Below are 14,092 nucleotides of genomic sequence, written 5' to 3'. Positions count from 1 at the left end.
CCGCGCCCCAGGCCATGGCCGCGCCCCTGCCGCACTCGGCGTAGACCACGACGTCCCCGTCCCGCCGACCGTCGAAGAGCGGCAGCTCCGAGGTCAGCTCCTCCTCCAGCGGCGGCGCCGTCCGGTGGACCGCGCGGAGCCGGACGCCCCACGGGGCGAGCGCCGCGCCCAGCCCGCGCACGGCGTCGGCGCGCGGCCCGCTCATCTCCACACTGCCGTCGACGTGGAGCGTGGCCGGGAGCGGCGTCCTGCCGATCGCCAGCGGCGCGGCCGGGTCGCCCTGGTACAGGTACTCCTCGCGGAACAGCGCGCCGATCCGGCCGGGGGACAGCTCGCCCCCCAGCGCCTCGGCCCGCGCCTGCACCCGGGCGGCCAGGTCGATCTGGAGGCCGCGCGGCAGGTTGAGCCCGTGCCAGGCGCTCATCACGTACGCGACGCCGCCCTTGCCCGACTGGCTGTTGACCCGGACCACCGCCTCGTAGGTGCGGCCCACGTCCTTGGGGTCCACGGGCAGGTACGGCACGCGCCACGGCAGCTCGGCCGGGTCGACGCCGAGGTCGGCGGCCCGTCGCTCCCGTTCGTCGAAGCCCTTCTTGATGGCGTCCTGGTGCGAACCGGAGAAGGCGGTGTAGACGAGGTCGCCGCCGTAGGGGTGGCGCGGGTGCACCGGAAGCTGGGTGCACCGCTCGACCGTGCGGCGCACGGCGTTGATGTCGGAGAGGTCGATGCCGGGGTCGATGCCGTGCGAGAACAGGTTCATGGCCAGCGTGACCAGGCAGACGTTGCCGGCCCGCTCGCCGTTGCCGAACAGGCAGCCCTCGATCCGCTCCGCGCCGGCCAGCAGCGCCAGCTCCGCCGAGGCCACGCCGGTGCCCCGGTCGTTGTGCGGGTGCACCGACAGGCAGACGTGCTCGCGGCGGGACAGGTTCCGGTCCAGCCACTCGATCTGGTCGGCGAAGACGTTGGGCAGCGAGCGCTCGACCGTGGTGGGGACGTTGAGGATGATGCCCCGGCCCGCCTCCGGCTGCCAGACGTCCATGACGGCCTCGCACACCTCCAGGGAGAACTCGGGCTCGGTCTCGTTGAACAGCTCGGGGGAGTACTGGTAGCCCAGGTCGCAGTCACCCAGGACGCGCTCGGCGTGCTCCATCAGCACCTGGGTGCCGCGGACCGCGAGGTCGCGGCAGCCGTCGCGGCCGAGGCCGAAGACCAGGCGCCGGAACAGCGGGGAGGTGGCGTTGTAGATGTGGACCATCGCCCGCGGCGCGCCCTTCAGGCAGTCCACGGTGTCCCGGATCAGCTCCTCGCGCGCCTGGGTCAGCACGGTGATCCGCACGTCGTCGGGGATGAGGTCGCGCTCGATGAGCAGCCGTACGAAGTCGTGGTCGTCGCGGCTGGCGACCGGGAAGCCGACCTCGATCTCCTTGTAACCCATGGTGACCAGCAGGTCGAACATCATCAGCTTGCGCTCGGGGGTCATCGGGCGGGCCAGGGACTGGTTGCCGTCGCGCAGGTCGGTGGAGAGCCACCGGGGGGCCGAACGGATGCGCTTGCTGGGCCAGGTCCGGTCAGGCAGGTCGAGAGGGACGAATCCGGTATAGCGTTCGGCACCCTTCATGGCGAGTTTCCTTCCTGATGACGTCCTGTTCTGGGATATGCGACGGGGGTGGATCGCCGGCCGTCGAGGTGGATACCGGTAAGTTGCCGATATTGCAGGATTCATCGGGGAAATCGCCCTGAGGCCGTCTCAGGGGCGAGTGCGCTCCGGGTCGGGGTCCTTGTTCTCCGGGTGCGATGGCGAAACTATAGGGGTCGCCAGGACGGGACAAGCGGGTGCACCATGAGTTCCTGGCAGGGATCCAAGGGGGCACCTCGGGGTATCGAAAGGCGCAGTGCCCCTACAACTTCTGGAAGCCCCTCTTACCGACCTCATGTACTGACGGTCACAATCCGCCTATGTCAGGTATATGGACCCAGGTCGCGCCCCTTCCCGCCGGCGCCCGCGTGGTGGCGCTGTGCCTCGCCGAATCCCGTCCGTCCGTGCTGGCCGTCTCGTCGCTCCGCTACCTGACCGGGGTCGCCCTGGCCCTGCCGATAACCTCGATCGCCGATCCCGTCATGGTCTTCCAGGGCGGCGTCGCCTGGGTGGCCTCGATCTTCGCGATCTACCTGTTCAACGGCGTCACCGACACCGTCGAGGACCGGATCAACGGCTCCGGCCGCCCGATCGCCAGGGGCGACCTGCATCCGCGCACGGCCGCGGCCGTGGCCGCCGCGGCGGCGGCGCTGGCGCTGCTCGCGACCCTGGGCCTGCCGCTCGCGATGACCTGGATCATCGCCGTCAACCTCGGGCTCGGCTACCTCTACTCGGGACCGCCCTCCCCGCTCAAGGCGAGCCCCGGCGGCACGGTGATCGTCCTCATGCTGTCGGGGCTGCTGTCCTACCTCGCCGGGTTCACCGTCGCGACGGCGGGGGCCGGTCTGGTCGCGCCGACCGAGCTGGTCGTGTTCACCACCGCCGCGATCTGCTGGATGGTGCTGGTGGGCGTGCCCGCCAAGGACCTGTCCGACATCCCGGGCGACGCGGCGGCCGGGCGGCGCACGCTCGGGGTGCGGATCGGCGAGTCCGCCGCGCGCCGGGTGATGATGACGGCGGCCCTCGGGCTTCTCGCGGCCTTCTGCGTGGCGGTCGCGGTCCTGGACGCGCGGCTCGTCGGCGTGCTGGTGGCGATGGCGGCCGGAGCGGCGGCCGTGGTGGTGGCGGGGACGCGCCCCGCCCGCCAGGGGCAGGGCAGAGCCGGCCGCCGGGCGAGGCGGAGGTCTTACGAGGCATTTATGGCCACGCAACAGGCAGTTCATATTACGGCGGTTCTGTCGAATATATAACCGTTTCTGTTGCGCGCACGCCGCGGTTGATCGATAGTGGGAGTCGTGCTTGCACTCGGCCCGCGGGCGGAGGAGGCGTCGATGGAAGGGGAATCCCAGGCGGCCGAAGATCCGGCGAGATGTGTCGAGGCATGTCGTGACGAAATCCTCACGGAATTCGAGTCGACCCTGCTGACCACGGGAAACGCCGCCTTCGCCGCCTCCCAGGCCAGGCGTCAGGCCCTGACGACCGCACAGTACGTCCTGGACGACGTGGCTGCCACGTTGCGCGCCGGAAAGGTTCAGGTAAGCAGTCTGTACAAACATCACGCGCGGGAAGTGGGAAATGCGCGCGCCGCAGGTGGAGTCCATCCGGCGGCTTCTCTTGAGGCTGGCTCACTTTTCTTTCGCGTCGCTGTCCGTCATCTCTCCGCGCGAATCGCCGCCGACAGTGAGGCGCCCGAGGGCACGCTGGCACTGGCGGTCACCGGCATGGAGGACAGCCTGTCCCGGCGCGTCCGGGAGGCGTCGGAGACCTACCACGGCTTCCTGCTCAACCAGGTCCACCGGGCCCAGGAGGACGAGCGGCGGCGCATCGCGCGGGAGCTGCACGACCGGATCGGGCACGGCATGAGCGTCGCCCATCAGCAACTGGCCCTGTCGGAGGCCTACCACGCCACCGATCCGGCACGGGCCCTGGCGAAGATCGCGATAGCCCAGCAGGCCGTCCAGGAGATCATGGAGAACCTGCGGCAGATCACCTCCGAGCTCCACCCGGCCACGCCCGTGGGCAGCCTGGAGAAGTCGCTGCTCGCCTTCCTGGAGACCGTCGACAGCGAGCGCGCCTGCGTCGGACTCGACGTCAACGGCGACGAGTCGTGGGCGGACCCGAGGTGCATCGACCAGGCGTTCCTCATCGTCCGCGAGGCCGCGCGGAACGCCTTCAGCCACGCCGGCGCCGCCTCGCTGTTCATCCGGGTGGACATCGCCCCCCACGCGCTGATCGCCTCGGTGCTCGACGACGGCCGCGGCTTCGACCTGGCGACCGCGCGCAAGCACGGCGGGGTGGGCCTGGCCTCCATGCAGGAACGGGCCGCGCTGCTCGGCGGCCGCGTCACCATCTCCAGCAAACCGCGCGGCGGATGCCTGGTGGAGCTGTTCATCCCGCTGAAAAGGCAGAGCGACGGCCCTGATGGAGCCTGAACAGATCATCACCATCGCGCTGGTCGACGATCACGCACTGTTCAGAGAAGGGTTACGCGAGATCCTGGAGTCCGACGGCGACATGCGGGTCGTCGGCGAGGCGGGCGACTCGGCGGCCGCCGTCACCATGATCGGCCGTACGCTCCCGGACATCGTGCTGCTGGACGTGGAGATCCCCGGCGAGGAGGTCACCGAGACCGTCTCCCGCATCCGCGGGCTCTCGCCCGGCACCCGGATCATCATCCTGAGCATGTACGACGGACCGCAGCTCCTCAGCCGGCTGCTGGGCGCGGGCATCCGCGGCTACCTGCTCAAGAGCGTGCACCGGCACGAGCTGATCGCGGCGGTGCGCAGCGTGCACGAGGAGCCCACGCGGGTCGTGCTCGCCGTCTCCCGCAACAGCCTCGCGCAGGTGGAGGCGGCGTCGTCCGCCCCCACGCTGTCGGACAAGGAGCTGGAGGTGCTCCAGCTCGCGGCGCAGGCGCTGAGCAACAGCCAGATCGCGCGCAGGCTCGGCCTGGCCGAGGCGACGGTGAAGCGCCACATGCGCAACATCTTCGTCAAGCTCAACGCGGTCTCCAGGATCGACGCGGTCAACAAGGCCCTGGCCGCCTCCCTGATCGCGCCGTACACCAGGATCGACCCCGACTGAGCCGCCCCGACCGGGGCGGCGCTTGCGGACGCGCCTGTGCTCGACGCGCCTGTGTTCTACGCCCCGTGGTTCTATGCCCCGTGGTTCTATGCCCCGTGGTTCTATGCCCCGTGGTTCTATGACCCGTGCCGGACGGGGTGGTGTCAGAGCAGGGGCGCGGGTGAGCGACCGGCCGTGTCGGCGGGGAAGTCGTGCGGGGACATCCCCGCCAGCATCTCTCCCGCCTCGGGCGGCAGCTCGACCGCCGAGGCCGCGAGGTTCATCTCCAGGTGCAGCTGGTCGCGGGTGCTGGGCACCGGCACGATGTGCTCCTCGCGCGACAGCAGCCAGGCCAGCGCGAGCCGGCCGGCGCCGAGGTCGAGCCGCGCCGCGACGGACTCCAGCCGCCGCAGCGGCGAGGCGTGCGCGCGCAGCCGCCCCGGCAGGAACCGGGGGTCGGCGCGCCGCCAGTCGCCGGGGTCGAGCTGGTCGTGGGAGTGGATCCTGCCGGTGAGGAAGCCGCGGCCGAGCGGGCGCGCGGCGACGACGGAGACGCCCAGTTCGCGTGCCGTGGCCAGCAGCGCGCCGTCGACGCAGGTGCCCCAGAGGGAGTACTCGATGGCGAGGGCCGTGACCGGGTGCACCGCGTGCGCCCGCCTGAGCTGCTCCGGCGTGCCGTTGGTCAGCCCGATGTAGCGGATCTTGCCGAGGCGCACCAGGCGGGCCAGGCAGGCCACGCTGTCCTCGATGGGGAGACGGGGGTCCTGGCCGTGCAGGTAGTAGATGCCGACATGGTCGGTGCCGAGCCGTTTGAGTGAGGCGTCGCAGGCCTGTTCGAGATGCTCCGGCCGGGAGTCGAAGTCCACCGGCTCCTGCGGGCCGTGCATCCGCACCCCGCCCCTGGTGGCCACCACGACGTCGCCGGACCGACCGGCGATCGCCCGTCCGATCAGGCGTTCCACCTCGCCGGTCGCGTAGAAGTCGGCGGTGTCGAGCAGGTTCACGCCCGCGTCGAGCGCGCGGCGGAGCAGCCGCTCCGCTTCGGCGGGGTCGACACGCCCGTAGGCGCCACTCAGGGCCAGCGAGCCGAGCCCGAGGTTGGAGATGAGCGGCCCCATCTGGCCTAGCCTCGTATAACGCACGGAATTCCCTTCATGCGTCCCATTACCTGTTCACCAGTTTCCGACAGGCGTGGGCATTTTACGACCACTCTGACGCACCAGTTGCCACGATATGCCCGCGACAGGTTATGTCGGGCACTTCCCCTGCTGCCGGTAGGGGTTCTAGGGGTCTACACGTGGATTGTCGTGCCTCACCCCTATACGCCCCTAATTATGGCACCGCAGGCTATCGCCCTTCTTTCGCGCCTACAGGGAATTGTGGTATTTCGTTACTGCCGGAGTGTTTCCCGCTGTGCCGGGCGCGAGGAGGTGTGGCGTGATCGAGGCGATTCTGCCCCCGACGATCCACTCCTTCGACGCCTTCGGCGACCCCACCGACGCCGTCCTCATGCCCGCGGAGGAAGAGCTCGTCCGCCAGGTGGCCGAGAAACGCCGCAGGGAGTTCACCACGGCCCGCCACTGCGTGCGCAAGGCGATGGAACGGCTGGGCCTGCCGCCGGCGCCCATCCTGCCGGGCGCCTACGGGGAGCCCTGCTGGCCGCCCGGCCTCATCGGCAGCATCACCCACTGCGACGGTTACCGCGCCGCGGCCGTCGGAGCCGTCGGCGGGACTGTCGGCATCGACGCCGAGCCCGACGCCCCGCTGCCGCCCGGAGTGGAGGAGGCGGTGACGCTGCCCGGCGAGCGGGAGATGCTGCGCCGCCTGGCCTACGACCATCCGGGCGTGAGCTGGGACCGGCTGCTCTTCAGCGCCAAGGAGTCGGTCTACAAGGCGTGGTTCCCGCTGACCAGGCGCTGGCTCGACTTCCAGGACGCGGCGATCGTCCTCGACCCGGAGCGCGGCGCCTTCCACGCGCGCCTGATGACGCCGGGACCGCGCTGGCGCGGCCGGCAGCTGACCGGCTTCCACGGCCGGTGGACCGTAGGGCGGGGCCTCCTGCTCACCGCCATCGCCATGATCGAACCCGCCCCGTCCGCCTCGTCCACCGTGCCGCCGGCGTCCGTGCCCCGGCCGGGACTCCGCGCCAGGGGAGCCGCCCGATGACCGCCGTCCCCGCCGTGCCCGCCGTCACCGCCGTCCCCGCCGCGCCGTCCCTGCCGTCCCGGCCGCTGCGGTTCGGCGTCGTGCTCATCTCCGAGGACTGCTCCGGCGCCGAGTGGACGGCCAAGTGCCGTCGCGCGGAGACCCTGGGCTACGACGTCATCGCCGTGCCCGACCATCTGAACCTGCTGTCGCCCTTTCCGACGGCGGTGCTGGCCGCCGAGGCCACCGAGAAGGCGGTGATCGGGACGTACGTGCTCAACGCCGCCTTCCACCACCCCGTCCTGCTCGCCAGGGACGTCACCACCACCGGCGCCCTCATCGGCGGGCGGCTGGAGCTGGGGCTCGGCACGGGCTATGTGCGCTCGGAGTTCGCCGCCCTGGGCCTTCCCGACGACCCCGCCTCGCGCGTGCGCCGCCTGCGCAGGCTCGTCACCGGCCTGGACACGCTGCTGGAGCACAAAGGGCCGCCGCTCATGATCGGCGGACACGGCGACCGGGTGCTGCGGCTGGCCGCCAGGAGGGCCGAGATCGTCAGCTTCACCGGCGCTCCCTACCGGCCCGAGTACGGCAGGACCGCGCTGGTCGGCGCGGACGAGCTGCTGCGGAGGGTGGAGTTCGTCCGGGCCGAGGCCGGGCCGCGCGCTCCTCGGATCGAGCTGAACGTGCTGTCGAAGGCCACCGTGCTGACCCGCGACCGGCGCGCCGGCGTGGAGACCGTGCGCCGCTACGCCCCGGACCTGCCGCCCGAGCGGCTGCTGGAGCTGCCGACGCTGTTCGTGGGCACCCCCGCGCAGATCGCCGAGCAGGTGCTCCGGCACCGGGAGACGCACGGCCTGACCTACTTCACCGTGATGGAGACGGCCATGGAGGACTTCGGCGCCGTCATCGAGCTGCTGCGGTGAGCAGCGGTCGCTCGGCGCTCGCCAGGCCGTGCAGGCAGGCGAGGAGCGTGCGGGCCTCCACGTTGAGGTAGTAGCTGTGCCGCAGCAGTTCGTCGAGCTGGTGCAGGGCCAGCCAGCGGAAGCCCGGGTGGCCGGCCAGCGGGTCCTCGGCGGCCTCCACCACCAGGTAGCGGTTGCGCGCGCGATAGAACCGTCCGCCCTCCTCCGACAGCATCGTGTCGAAGCGCACGTTCTCCGGCGGGGCGGAGAGCACGTGGGAGAGCAGCGCCGGCCGGGCGCCCGGCGGCAGATGGTCATAGTTGCCCGGGGCGCACTGCACGGTCGGGGCCAGCTCGACCACGTCGGTGTAGCCGGGGTCGGCGCGGGCGTGCGCCAGCGCGTGCAGCACCCCGCCGATCCGCCTGACCAGGAACGCGACGACCCCGGTGCCGACGGGTTCGATCATCGGCTGGTCCCAGCCGCCGACCTCGCGCCCGCGCGCCCGTACCCGCACCCCGATGACGTGGAAGAACCTGCCCGTGTCGTGCGAGATGCGGCCGTCCGACCGGCGCCAGCCGAGGACCCGGCGCAGCGCGAGCGGCGCGGCCTGGATGTCGGTCGTGGACCGCAGGCCGCTCAGCCAGCTCAGGATCTCTCCCAGGGGGTGCGCGGCCGGCCGGCCGGGCTCGCGGGAGCGGGCCACGAGCGCGCCGAACCCGCCCGCCGCGCCGTCGGCCGGGTCGCCCTGGGGCGGCAGGCAGGCCAGCACCGTACGGGCGTCCATGTTCACCAGGTCGGGCACGGACAGCAGCTCACGCACCCGCCGCAGCGGCAGCCAGCGGAAGCCCTCGGCCGCCGTCACGTCGGGACCGACCTCGACGACCATGTTGCGGTTGCGCTTGCGGTAGAACCACGCGCCCTGCTCGGACTGGCGCACGTCGACGAGCACCCGCCGGCTGTGCGGCTCGCGGAAGAACCCGAGGTACGGCACCGCCCGCCCCTCGTGCACCCGCGTGTAGTTGCTTCTGGTCGCCTGCACGGTGGGCGACAACTGGGCCCCGCCGACGTTGCCGGGCTCGTTCTTGGCCTGCATCAGCAGGTACGGCACGTCGCCGACCCGTTTGAGCAGGATGCCGAGTATGCCGGCCTCCGGCTGGTGGATGATGGGCTGCGACCAGGAGGGCACCGGGCCCGCGGGATGCCGGACGTCGAGGCCCTGCACCGTGAAGAACCGCCCGCTCCGGTGCCGGATGTCGCCTGTCTCCGGGTCCTCCCGCCAGCCGGTCAGGTCCTCCAGCGCGACCCGTGTCACCGCCATGGTCGTCTGGCCGGCGACCTCCTCCAGCCAACCGCGAACGTCGATGGCAGACTCCTCACCGGGCTCCTCCGGCGTGCGCCGGGCCGCCGATCTCGGGCGTCAGGGCCGAACGTGTCACGCCGCCGTCACCCCGCTCAACCCCTGCCGTCCCCTATCCGCGCGCCTCCTCGGAATTAGGGGTTCTGCGCCGCTGCGGCCCTTCGTAGCCTTCTAGGGTGGACGCCATGACCGAGCAGCCGGACGTGCGAGCAAGCGACCAGGACCGCGACGCAGTGGCCGAGAAGCTCCGGGTCGCTGTCGGCGAGGGGCGCATCACCCTTGAGGAGTTCAACGAGCGGATCGAGGACGCCTACACCGCCCGCACCCGGGGGCAGCTCGACGCCCTGGTGGCGGACCTGCCGCTGACCGGGGTCCCGGTCCCGGCCGGCCGCGCGACGCCGCCGGCCGTCCCCGCCGGTGACGTGCTGGAGCTGCACGTCCGCAGCGGCAAGGTCGTGCGCGACGGGCGCTGGACGGTGCCGGCGTACATCACGGCCAAGGCGGCCAGGTTCGGCACCGTGAAGATCGACTTCACCCGGGCCGACTGCCCGTACCAGGAGGTCGTGCTGGACGTGGAGATCACCTCCTGGTTCGGCGACGTCGTCCTCATCGTCCCGCGCGGCTGGCTGGTCCGCGACGAGGAGGTCGTGCGGCGGCGGCTGGGCGCGGTGTTCAACCGCCCGCCCGTCTCGCTCGCCCACGACGGGGTCGTGATCCGCCTCACCGGCTACGTGCAGACCGGGGACGTGTGGGTGCGGTACCGCTGAACCGCTGGAGGATCGCATGGAATGCCGGATCTGTTCCGGAGGGCTGCGCCCGTTCGCCGACTTCGGGAGGCAGCCGGTCTCCGACGCCTTCGTCGCCCCCGGCGACCCCGCCCCCGAGTTCTTCTTCCACCTGGCCGTGGCGGTCTGCGAGGACTGCTCCATGGTCCAGCTGCTGGAAGAGGTGCCCAGGGAGAAGATGTTCCACGACGGATACCCGTACCTCTCCTCGGGGTCGGCGGTGATGCGCGAGCACTTCGCCGGCGTCGCCCGGCGGCTGCTCGCCACCGAGCTGACCGGCCCGGACCCGTTCGTGGTCGAGCTGGGCTGCAACGACGGGACCATGCTGAAGACCGTGGCCGAGGCCGGCGTCCGGCATCTCGGCGTCGAGCCCTCGGGCGGCGTGGGCCGCCGGGCGGCGGCCCGGGGCGTGCGCGTGCGCGAGGGCTTCTTCGAGGCGGCCGCCGCCGCCGAGATCCTCGCCGAGGACGGGCCCGCCGACGTCGTCTACGCGGCCAACACGCTCTGCCACATCCCCTACATGGATTCCATCCTGCGCGGGGTGGACACCCTGCTCCGGCCCGGCGGCGTGCTCGTCTTCGAGGACCCGTACCTCGGCGACATCGTGGCGCGGTCCTCCTTCGACCAGATCTACGACGAGCACTTCTACTTCTTCTGCGCCACCTCCGTCCGCGCCATGGCCCGCCGCCACGGGTTCGAGCTGGTGGACGTGGAGCGGCTGCCGGTGCACGGCGGCGAGGTCCGGTACACGCTGGCAAGGCAGGGCGCGCGGACGCCCGGCCCCGCGGTGGCCGGGCTGCTGGCCGAGGAGGAGGCCGCGGGGCTGACCGAGCCGGCGACGTTGCGCGCGTTCGCGTCCCGGGTGGCCGCCAACCGCGAGAGCCTCGTGGCGCTGCTGGAGGGCCTGCGCGACGAGGGCGCCCGCGTCTGCGGCTACGGCGCGACGGCCAAGAGCGCCACCGTGCTGAACTACTGCGGCATCGGGCCGGAGCTGGTGCCGTTCATCTGCGACACGACGCCCGCCAAGCAGGGCCGGCTCACGCCCGGCTCGCACATCCCGGTGCGCGAGCCCGGGGCGTTCGCCGACCCGTACCCCGACTACGCGCTGCTGCTCGCCTGGAACCACGCCGAGGAGATCATGGCGAAGGAGACGGCGTTCCGCGAGGCGGGCGGCACGTGGATCCTGTACGTCCCCGAGGTCCACCTCGTGGGGGCCTGAGCCGTGGGCGGCCTCCCACGCCCCGGCCGTACGCGCCGGTCCCGCAGAGCCGGCGGGCCGCGATGAGGCACCGGCAGCTCGCCGTGAGCGGCGCCCACGCCTTCGACCCCGAGGTCTTCCGCGACGAGCGGGGCGACTTCGCCTCGCCCTACCAGGAGACGGCGTTCGTGGCCGCGGTCGGGCGGCCCCTGTTCCCCGTCGCGCAGGTCAGCAGGAACGTCTCCCGGCGCGGCGTGGTGCGCGGCATCCACTACACGCTCACCCCGCCCGGCACCGCCAAGTACGTCTACTGCGGCGGCGGGCGGGCCCTCGACCTGGTGGTGGACCTGCGGGTGGGGTCGCCGACGTTCGCCCGGTGGGACGCGGTGGAGCTGTCCGCCGACGGCGGCGGGGCCGTCTACGTGCCTCCCGGCGTCGGGCACGCCTTCGTCGCGCTGGAAGACCGGACCGTGGTCCACTACCTGCTGTCGGCCGAGTACCGCGTGGCGAACGAGCTGAGGCTCTCGGTGTTCGACGAGGAGATCGGGCTGCGGCTGCCGGACGTCCCGGTGATCCTGTCCGAACCTGACCGGGCCGCTCCCACCCTCGGGGAGGCCGCGGCGGACGGCCTCCTGCCGAGGTACGTCTCCTGAGCCGTCACAGGACGTCGCGGAGCGCCGAGATGACCTTGTCCTGGACGCCCGGCGGCAGCGAGGGATACATCGGCAGCGAGAAGATCTCCCCGGCCAGCGCCTCGGTGACCGGGAGGCTGCCGGGCCGGCGCCCCAGGTGGGCGAAGCCCGACATGGTGTGCACCGGCCACGGGTAACTGACGTTGAGCTCGATGTCGTATCCGCGCAACGCCTCGAGGATCTCGTCCCGGCGGGGATGGCGCACCACGTACAGGTAGTAGGCGTGCTCGTTGCCCTCCGCCGTCTCCGGCAGCACCAGGCCGGTGTCCGCCAGGCCGTCGGCGTAGCGGGCGGCCACCGCCCGCCGGGCGGCCACGTAGGCGTCGAGCCGGGTCAGCTTGCGGCGCAGGATCTCCGCCTGCACCTCGTCCAGCCGCGCGTTGTGCCCCGGCGTCTCGACGACGTAGTAGGTCTGTTCCATGCCGTAGTAGCGCAGCCGCCGCAGCGCCCCGTCGACCACGGCGTCGGAGGTGATCACCGCCCCGCCGTCGCCGTACGCGCCCAGCACCTTGGTCGGGTAGAAGGAGAAGGCCGCCGCGTGCCCCAGCGACCCGGCCGGCCTGCCGTGGTGACGGGCGCCGTGGGCCTGCGCGCAGTCCTCCAGGATCACCAGGTCGTGCCGGGCGGCCAGCCGCTCCAGCGGGCCCATGTCCACGCACTGCCCGTACAGGTGCACGGGCAGCAGGCACCTCGTCCGCGGGGTGATGGCGGCCTCGACCTGGGACACGTCCATCAGGTAGGTGCGGGGGTCGACGTCGGCGAAGACCGGGACGGCCCCGACCGCGTCGATGGCGACCACGGTGGGCGCGGCCGTGTTGGACACGGTGACGACCTCGTCGCCCCGGCCCACGCCCAGCGCCTGCAGGGCCAGCTTGACGGCGTTGGTGCCGTTGTCCACGCCCACGCAGTGGCCCACCCCGTGGTACGCGGCGAACTCCTCCTCGAAGGAGCGCACGCTCTCACCCAGAACGAGCCGCCCGGAGCGGAACACGGTCTCGACCGCGTCGAGGATGTCGTGGCGCTCGGCCGCGTATTCCGGCAGATAATCCCAGACCCGCGTGGGCATCGTCGTCCTCCTCGCCGTCGGGGCCAGGGTAGGCATTCCGGTCCGCCGGGCGGAACCCCTAGGAATGGCCGCGAAAACAGGGGTTCGGCACCGAGGTCTGGGGGCGCTCAGGGGTGCTGCGCCGCGCCGGCCGTTCATTAGGTTGAGTCGGGTAAGCACGCTGATCCAGCGAGAGAGCTGACATGACGCGCCATTATCTCTTCATGTGTCAGCCCGACCACGGTCATGTGATTCCGCAACTCGCCGTGGTCGAGGAATTGGTGGACAGAGGAAATCGGGTCACGTTCATGACGGCGAGCACGATGGCGCGGCAGGTCGCGGACGCCGGCGCCACCCTGCTCGCCTACGACGCGGCCTACCAGTCCGTCGACCTGCGCAAGCTGGAGGACGACCCGCTGGGCCTGCTCTCCCTGTTCCTGGACGAGAGTGCGGCCATGCTGCGGGCGGCCGACCGGCTCCGCGACCGGCCCGACCTGATCGTTTACGACGTCTCCATCCTGCACGCCGGCCGCGTCCTCGCCCGCAAGTGGGGCGTCCCGGCCACCCAGATGATCCCGGTGTTCGCCTCCAACGCCCACTTCTCCTACCTGTCGTCCATCTACGACGGTGAGGAAGCGGTTCGCGAGCTGCCCGGATGGGTGGACGGCATGCTCGCCAGGACCCGGGAGCTGGCCCTCGCGCACGGGGTGCGGGCCGACCCGGCTGAGCTGTGGTGGTCGGTCCAGGACTCCAACCTGGTCACCCTGCCGCGCTCGTTCCAGTTCGCCGGGGAGACCTTCGACGAGCGGTTCGCGTTCGTCGGCCCGTGCCTGGGCGGGCGCGCCTTCCTGGCCGGATGGGATCCGCCGCGCGACGGGCTGCCGGTCGCGCTGCTGTCGTTCGGCACCGTGGCCAGCGGCCGTCCCGACCTGGTGCGCGCCTGCGTGCGCGCCTTCGCCGAGCTGCCCTGGCACGCCGTGGTGACCTTGGGCGACGGCATGGACCCCGCCGAGCTGGGGCCGCTGCCGCCCACGGTCGAGGTGCGCCGGTGGGTGTCCCACCTGCGGGTGCTGGAGCACGCCTCCGTGGCGGTCACCCACGGCGGCATGGGCACCGCCATGGAGACCCTCTACTGGGGCTGTCCGATGATCGTGGTGCCCGCCACCGCCGTGGACCGGCCGGTCGCCCGCCGGATCGGCGAGCTGGGTCTCGGCCGGGCGCTCGAACCGGCGGAGCTGACCCCGCAGCGCCTGGTCGAGGCGGTGCTCG

13 protein-coding genes are annotated in these 14,092 nt (G+C 71.9%); 9 read left to right on the top strand and 4 right to left on the bottom strand.

The genetic code is table 11. The annotated features are described in order from the left end of the window. Positions 1-1,618 (bottom strand): 2-isopropylmalate synthase (locus OUY22_RS31220; protein WP_270158828.1); only part of this gene is annotated, 1,618 nt, incomplete at its 3' end. A 338-nt stretch (positions 1,619-1,956) separates the two neighbouring features. Between OUY22_RS31220 and OUY22_RS31215 the strand changes: the two genes are divergently transcribed. The 3 genes from OUY22_RS31215 (at position 1,957) to OUY22_RS31205 (ending at position 4,720) form a co-directional block, all read left to right on the top strand. Next, positions 1,957-2,886: a UbiA family prenyltransferase gene (locus tag OUY22_RS31215; RefSeq protein ID WP_270158827.1), complete on the top strand. Its 930-nt coding sequence runs from the start codon at positions 1,957-1,959 to the stop codon at positions 2,884-2,886. 471 nt (positions 2,887-3,357) lie between these two features. After that, on the top strand, positions 3,358-4,068 hold the full coding sequence (locus OUY22_RS31210; RefSeq protein ID WP_270158826.1) for a sensor histidine kinase: 711 nt from the start codon (positions 3,358-3,360) through the stop codon (positions 4,066-4,068). Beyond that, a complete protein-coding gene (locus OUY22_RS31205) occupies positions 4,058-4,720 on the top strand; it encodes a response regulator transcription factor (RefSeq protein WP_270158825.1) in 663 nt (220 codons plus the stop codon). The genes OUY22_RS31210 and OUY22_RS31205 overlap by 11 nt, the downstream gene beginning before the upstream one ends. Positions 4,721-4,863: 143 nt before the next feature. Here OUY22_RS31205 and OUY22_RS31200 read toward each other — a convergent pair whose 3' ends face one another. Further along, positions 4,864-5,817, bottom strand: a complete 954-nt coding sequence (locus OUY22_RS31200) for an aldo/keto reductase (protein WP_270158823.1) — start codon at positions 5,815-5,817, stop codon at positions 4,864-4,866. A 319-nt stretch (positions 5,818-6,136) separates the two neighbouring features. On the opposite strand from OUY22_RS31200, the gene OUY22_RS31195 reads away from it, so the two are divergent. Continuing rightward, positions 6,137-6,865: a 4'-phosphopantetheinyl transferase family protein gene (locus OUY22_RS31195; protein WP_270158822.1), complete on the top strand. Its 729-nt coding sequence runs from the start codon at positions 6,137-6,139 to the stop codon at positions 6,863-6,865. Next, positions 6,862-7,767: a TIGR03621 family F420-dependent LLM class oxidoreductase gene (locus OUY22_RS31190; protein WP_270158821.1), complete on the top strand. Its 906-nt coding sequence runs from the start codon at positions 6,862-6,864 to the stop codon at positions 7,765-7,767. The genes OUY22_RS31195 and OUY22_RS31190 overlap by 4 nt, the downstream gene beginning before the upstream one ends. Here OUY22_RS31190 and OUY22_RS31185 read toward each other — a convergent pair. After that, positions 7,748-9,109, bottom strand: a complete 1,362-nt coding sequence (locus tag OUY22_RS31185) for an NDP-hexose 2,3-dehydratase family protein (protein WP_270158829.1) — start codon at positions 9,107-9,109, stop codon at positions 7,748-7,750. The genes OUY22_RS31190 and OUY22_RS31185 overlap by 20 nt on opposite strands. Positions 9,110-9,288: 179 nt before the next feature. On the opposite strand from OUY22_RS31185, the gene OUY22_RS31180 reads away from it, so the two are divergent. From OUY22_RS31180 to OUY22_RS31170, 3 genes are all read left to right on the top strand, one after another. Continuing rightward, on the top strand, positions 9,289-9,870 hold the full coding sequence (locus OUY22_RS31180) for a DUF1707 SHOCT-like domain-containing protein (protein ID WP_270158819.1): 582 nt from the start codon (positions 9,289-9,291) through the stop codon (positions 9,868-9,870). A 16-nt stretch (positions 9,871-9,886) separates the two neighbouring features. After that, positions 9,887-11,107, top strand: a complete 1,221-nt coding sequence (locus tag OUY22_RS31175; RefSeq protein WP_270158818.1) for a class I SAM-dependent methyltransferase — start codon at positions 9,887-9,889, stop codon at positions 11,105-11,107. Between the two features lie 62 nt (positions 11,108-11,169). After that, positions 11,170-11,739 (top strand): dTDP-4-dehydrorhamnose 3,5-epimerase family protein, encoded by a 570-nt coding sequence (locus tag OUY22_RS31170; protein WP_270158817.1) that lies wholly within the window; start codon positions 11,170-11,172, stop codon positions 11,737-11,739. A gap of 4 nt (positions 11,740-11,743) precedes the next feature. Here OUY22_RS31170 and OUY22_RS31165 read toward each other — a convergent pair whose 3' ends face one another. After that, entirely contained in the window at positions 11,744-12,844 is a 1,101-nt protein-coding gene (locus OUY22_RS31165) for a DegT/DnrJ/EryC1/StrS family aminotransferase (RefSeq protein WP_270158816.1), read from the bottom strand. 182 nt (positions 12,845-13,026) lie between these two features. On the opposite strand from OUY22_RS31165, the gene OUY22_RS31160 reads away from it, so the two are divergent. Further along, the coding region (locus OUY22_RS31160; RefSeq protein ID WP_333486819.1) for a macrolide family glycosyltransferase at positions 13,027-14,092 on the top strand (1,066 nt) is incomplete at its 3' end.

Origin of the sequence: Nonomuraea corallina (assembly GCF_027620315.1) — a bacterium.
Taxonomy (GTDB): Bacteria; Actinomycetota; Actinomycetes; order Streptosporangiales; family Streptosporangiaceae; genus Nonomuraea; species Nonomuraea corallina.
Note: the sequence above shows the minus strand (reverse complement) of the source record. Positions and strands in the feature narration are given on the sequence as shown.

What these genes read in the sequence shown, in the direction of transcription:
- OUY22_RS31210 (WP_270158826.1), top strand. Translation starts at nt 3,358, where the DNA reads ATGGAGGACAGCCTGTCCCGGCGCGTCCGGGAGGCGTCGGAGACCTAC.
- OUY22_RS31215 (WP_270158827.1), top strand. Translation starts at nt 1,957, where the DNA reads ATGTCAGGTATATGGACCCAGGTCGCGCCCCTTCCCGCCGGCGCCCGC.
- OUY22_RS31190 (WP_270158821.1), top strand. Translation starts at nt 6,862, where the DNA reads ATGACCGCCGTCCCCGCCGTGCCCGCCGTCACCGCCGTCCCCGCCGCG.
- OUY22_RS31180 (WP_270158819.1), top strand. Translation starts at nt 9,289, where the DNA reads ATGACCGAGCAGCCGGACGTGCGAGCAAGCGACCAGGACCGCGACGCA.
- OUY22_RS31170 (WP_270158817.1), top strand. Translation starts at nt 11,170, where the DNA reads ATGAGGCACCGGCAGCTCGCCGTGAGCGGCGCCCACGCCTTCGACCCC.
- OUY22_RS31205 (WP_270158825.1), top strand. Translation starts at nt 4,058, where the DNA reads ATGGAGCCTGAACAGATCATCACCATCGCGCTGGTCGACGATCACGCA.
- OUY22_RS31175 (WP_270158818.1), top strand. Translation starts at nt 9,887, where the DNA reads ATGGAATGCCGGATCTGTTCCGGAGGGCTGCGCCCGTTCGCCGACTTC.
- OUY22_RS31200 (WP_270158823.1), bottom strand. Translation starts at nt 5,817, where the DNA reads ATGGGGCCGCTCATCTCCAACCTCGGGCTCGGCTCGCTGGCCCTGAGT.
- OUY22_RS31165 (WP_270158816.1), bottom strand. Translation starts at nt 12,844, where the DNA reads ATGCCCACGCGGGTCTGGGATTATCTGCCGGAATACGCGGCCGAGCGC.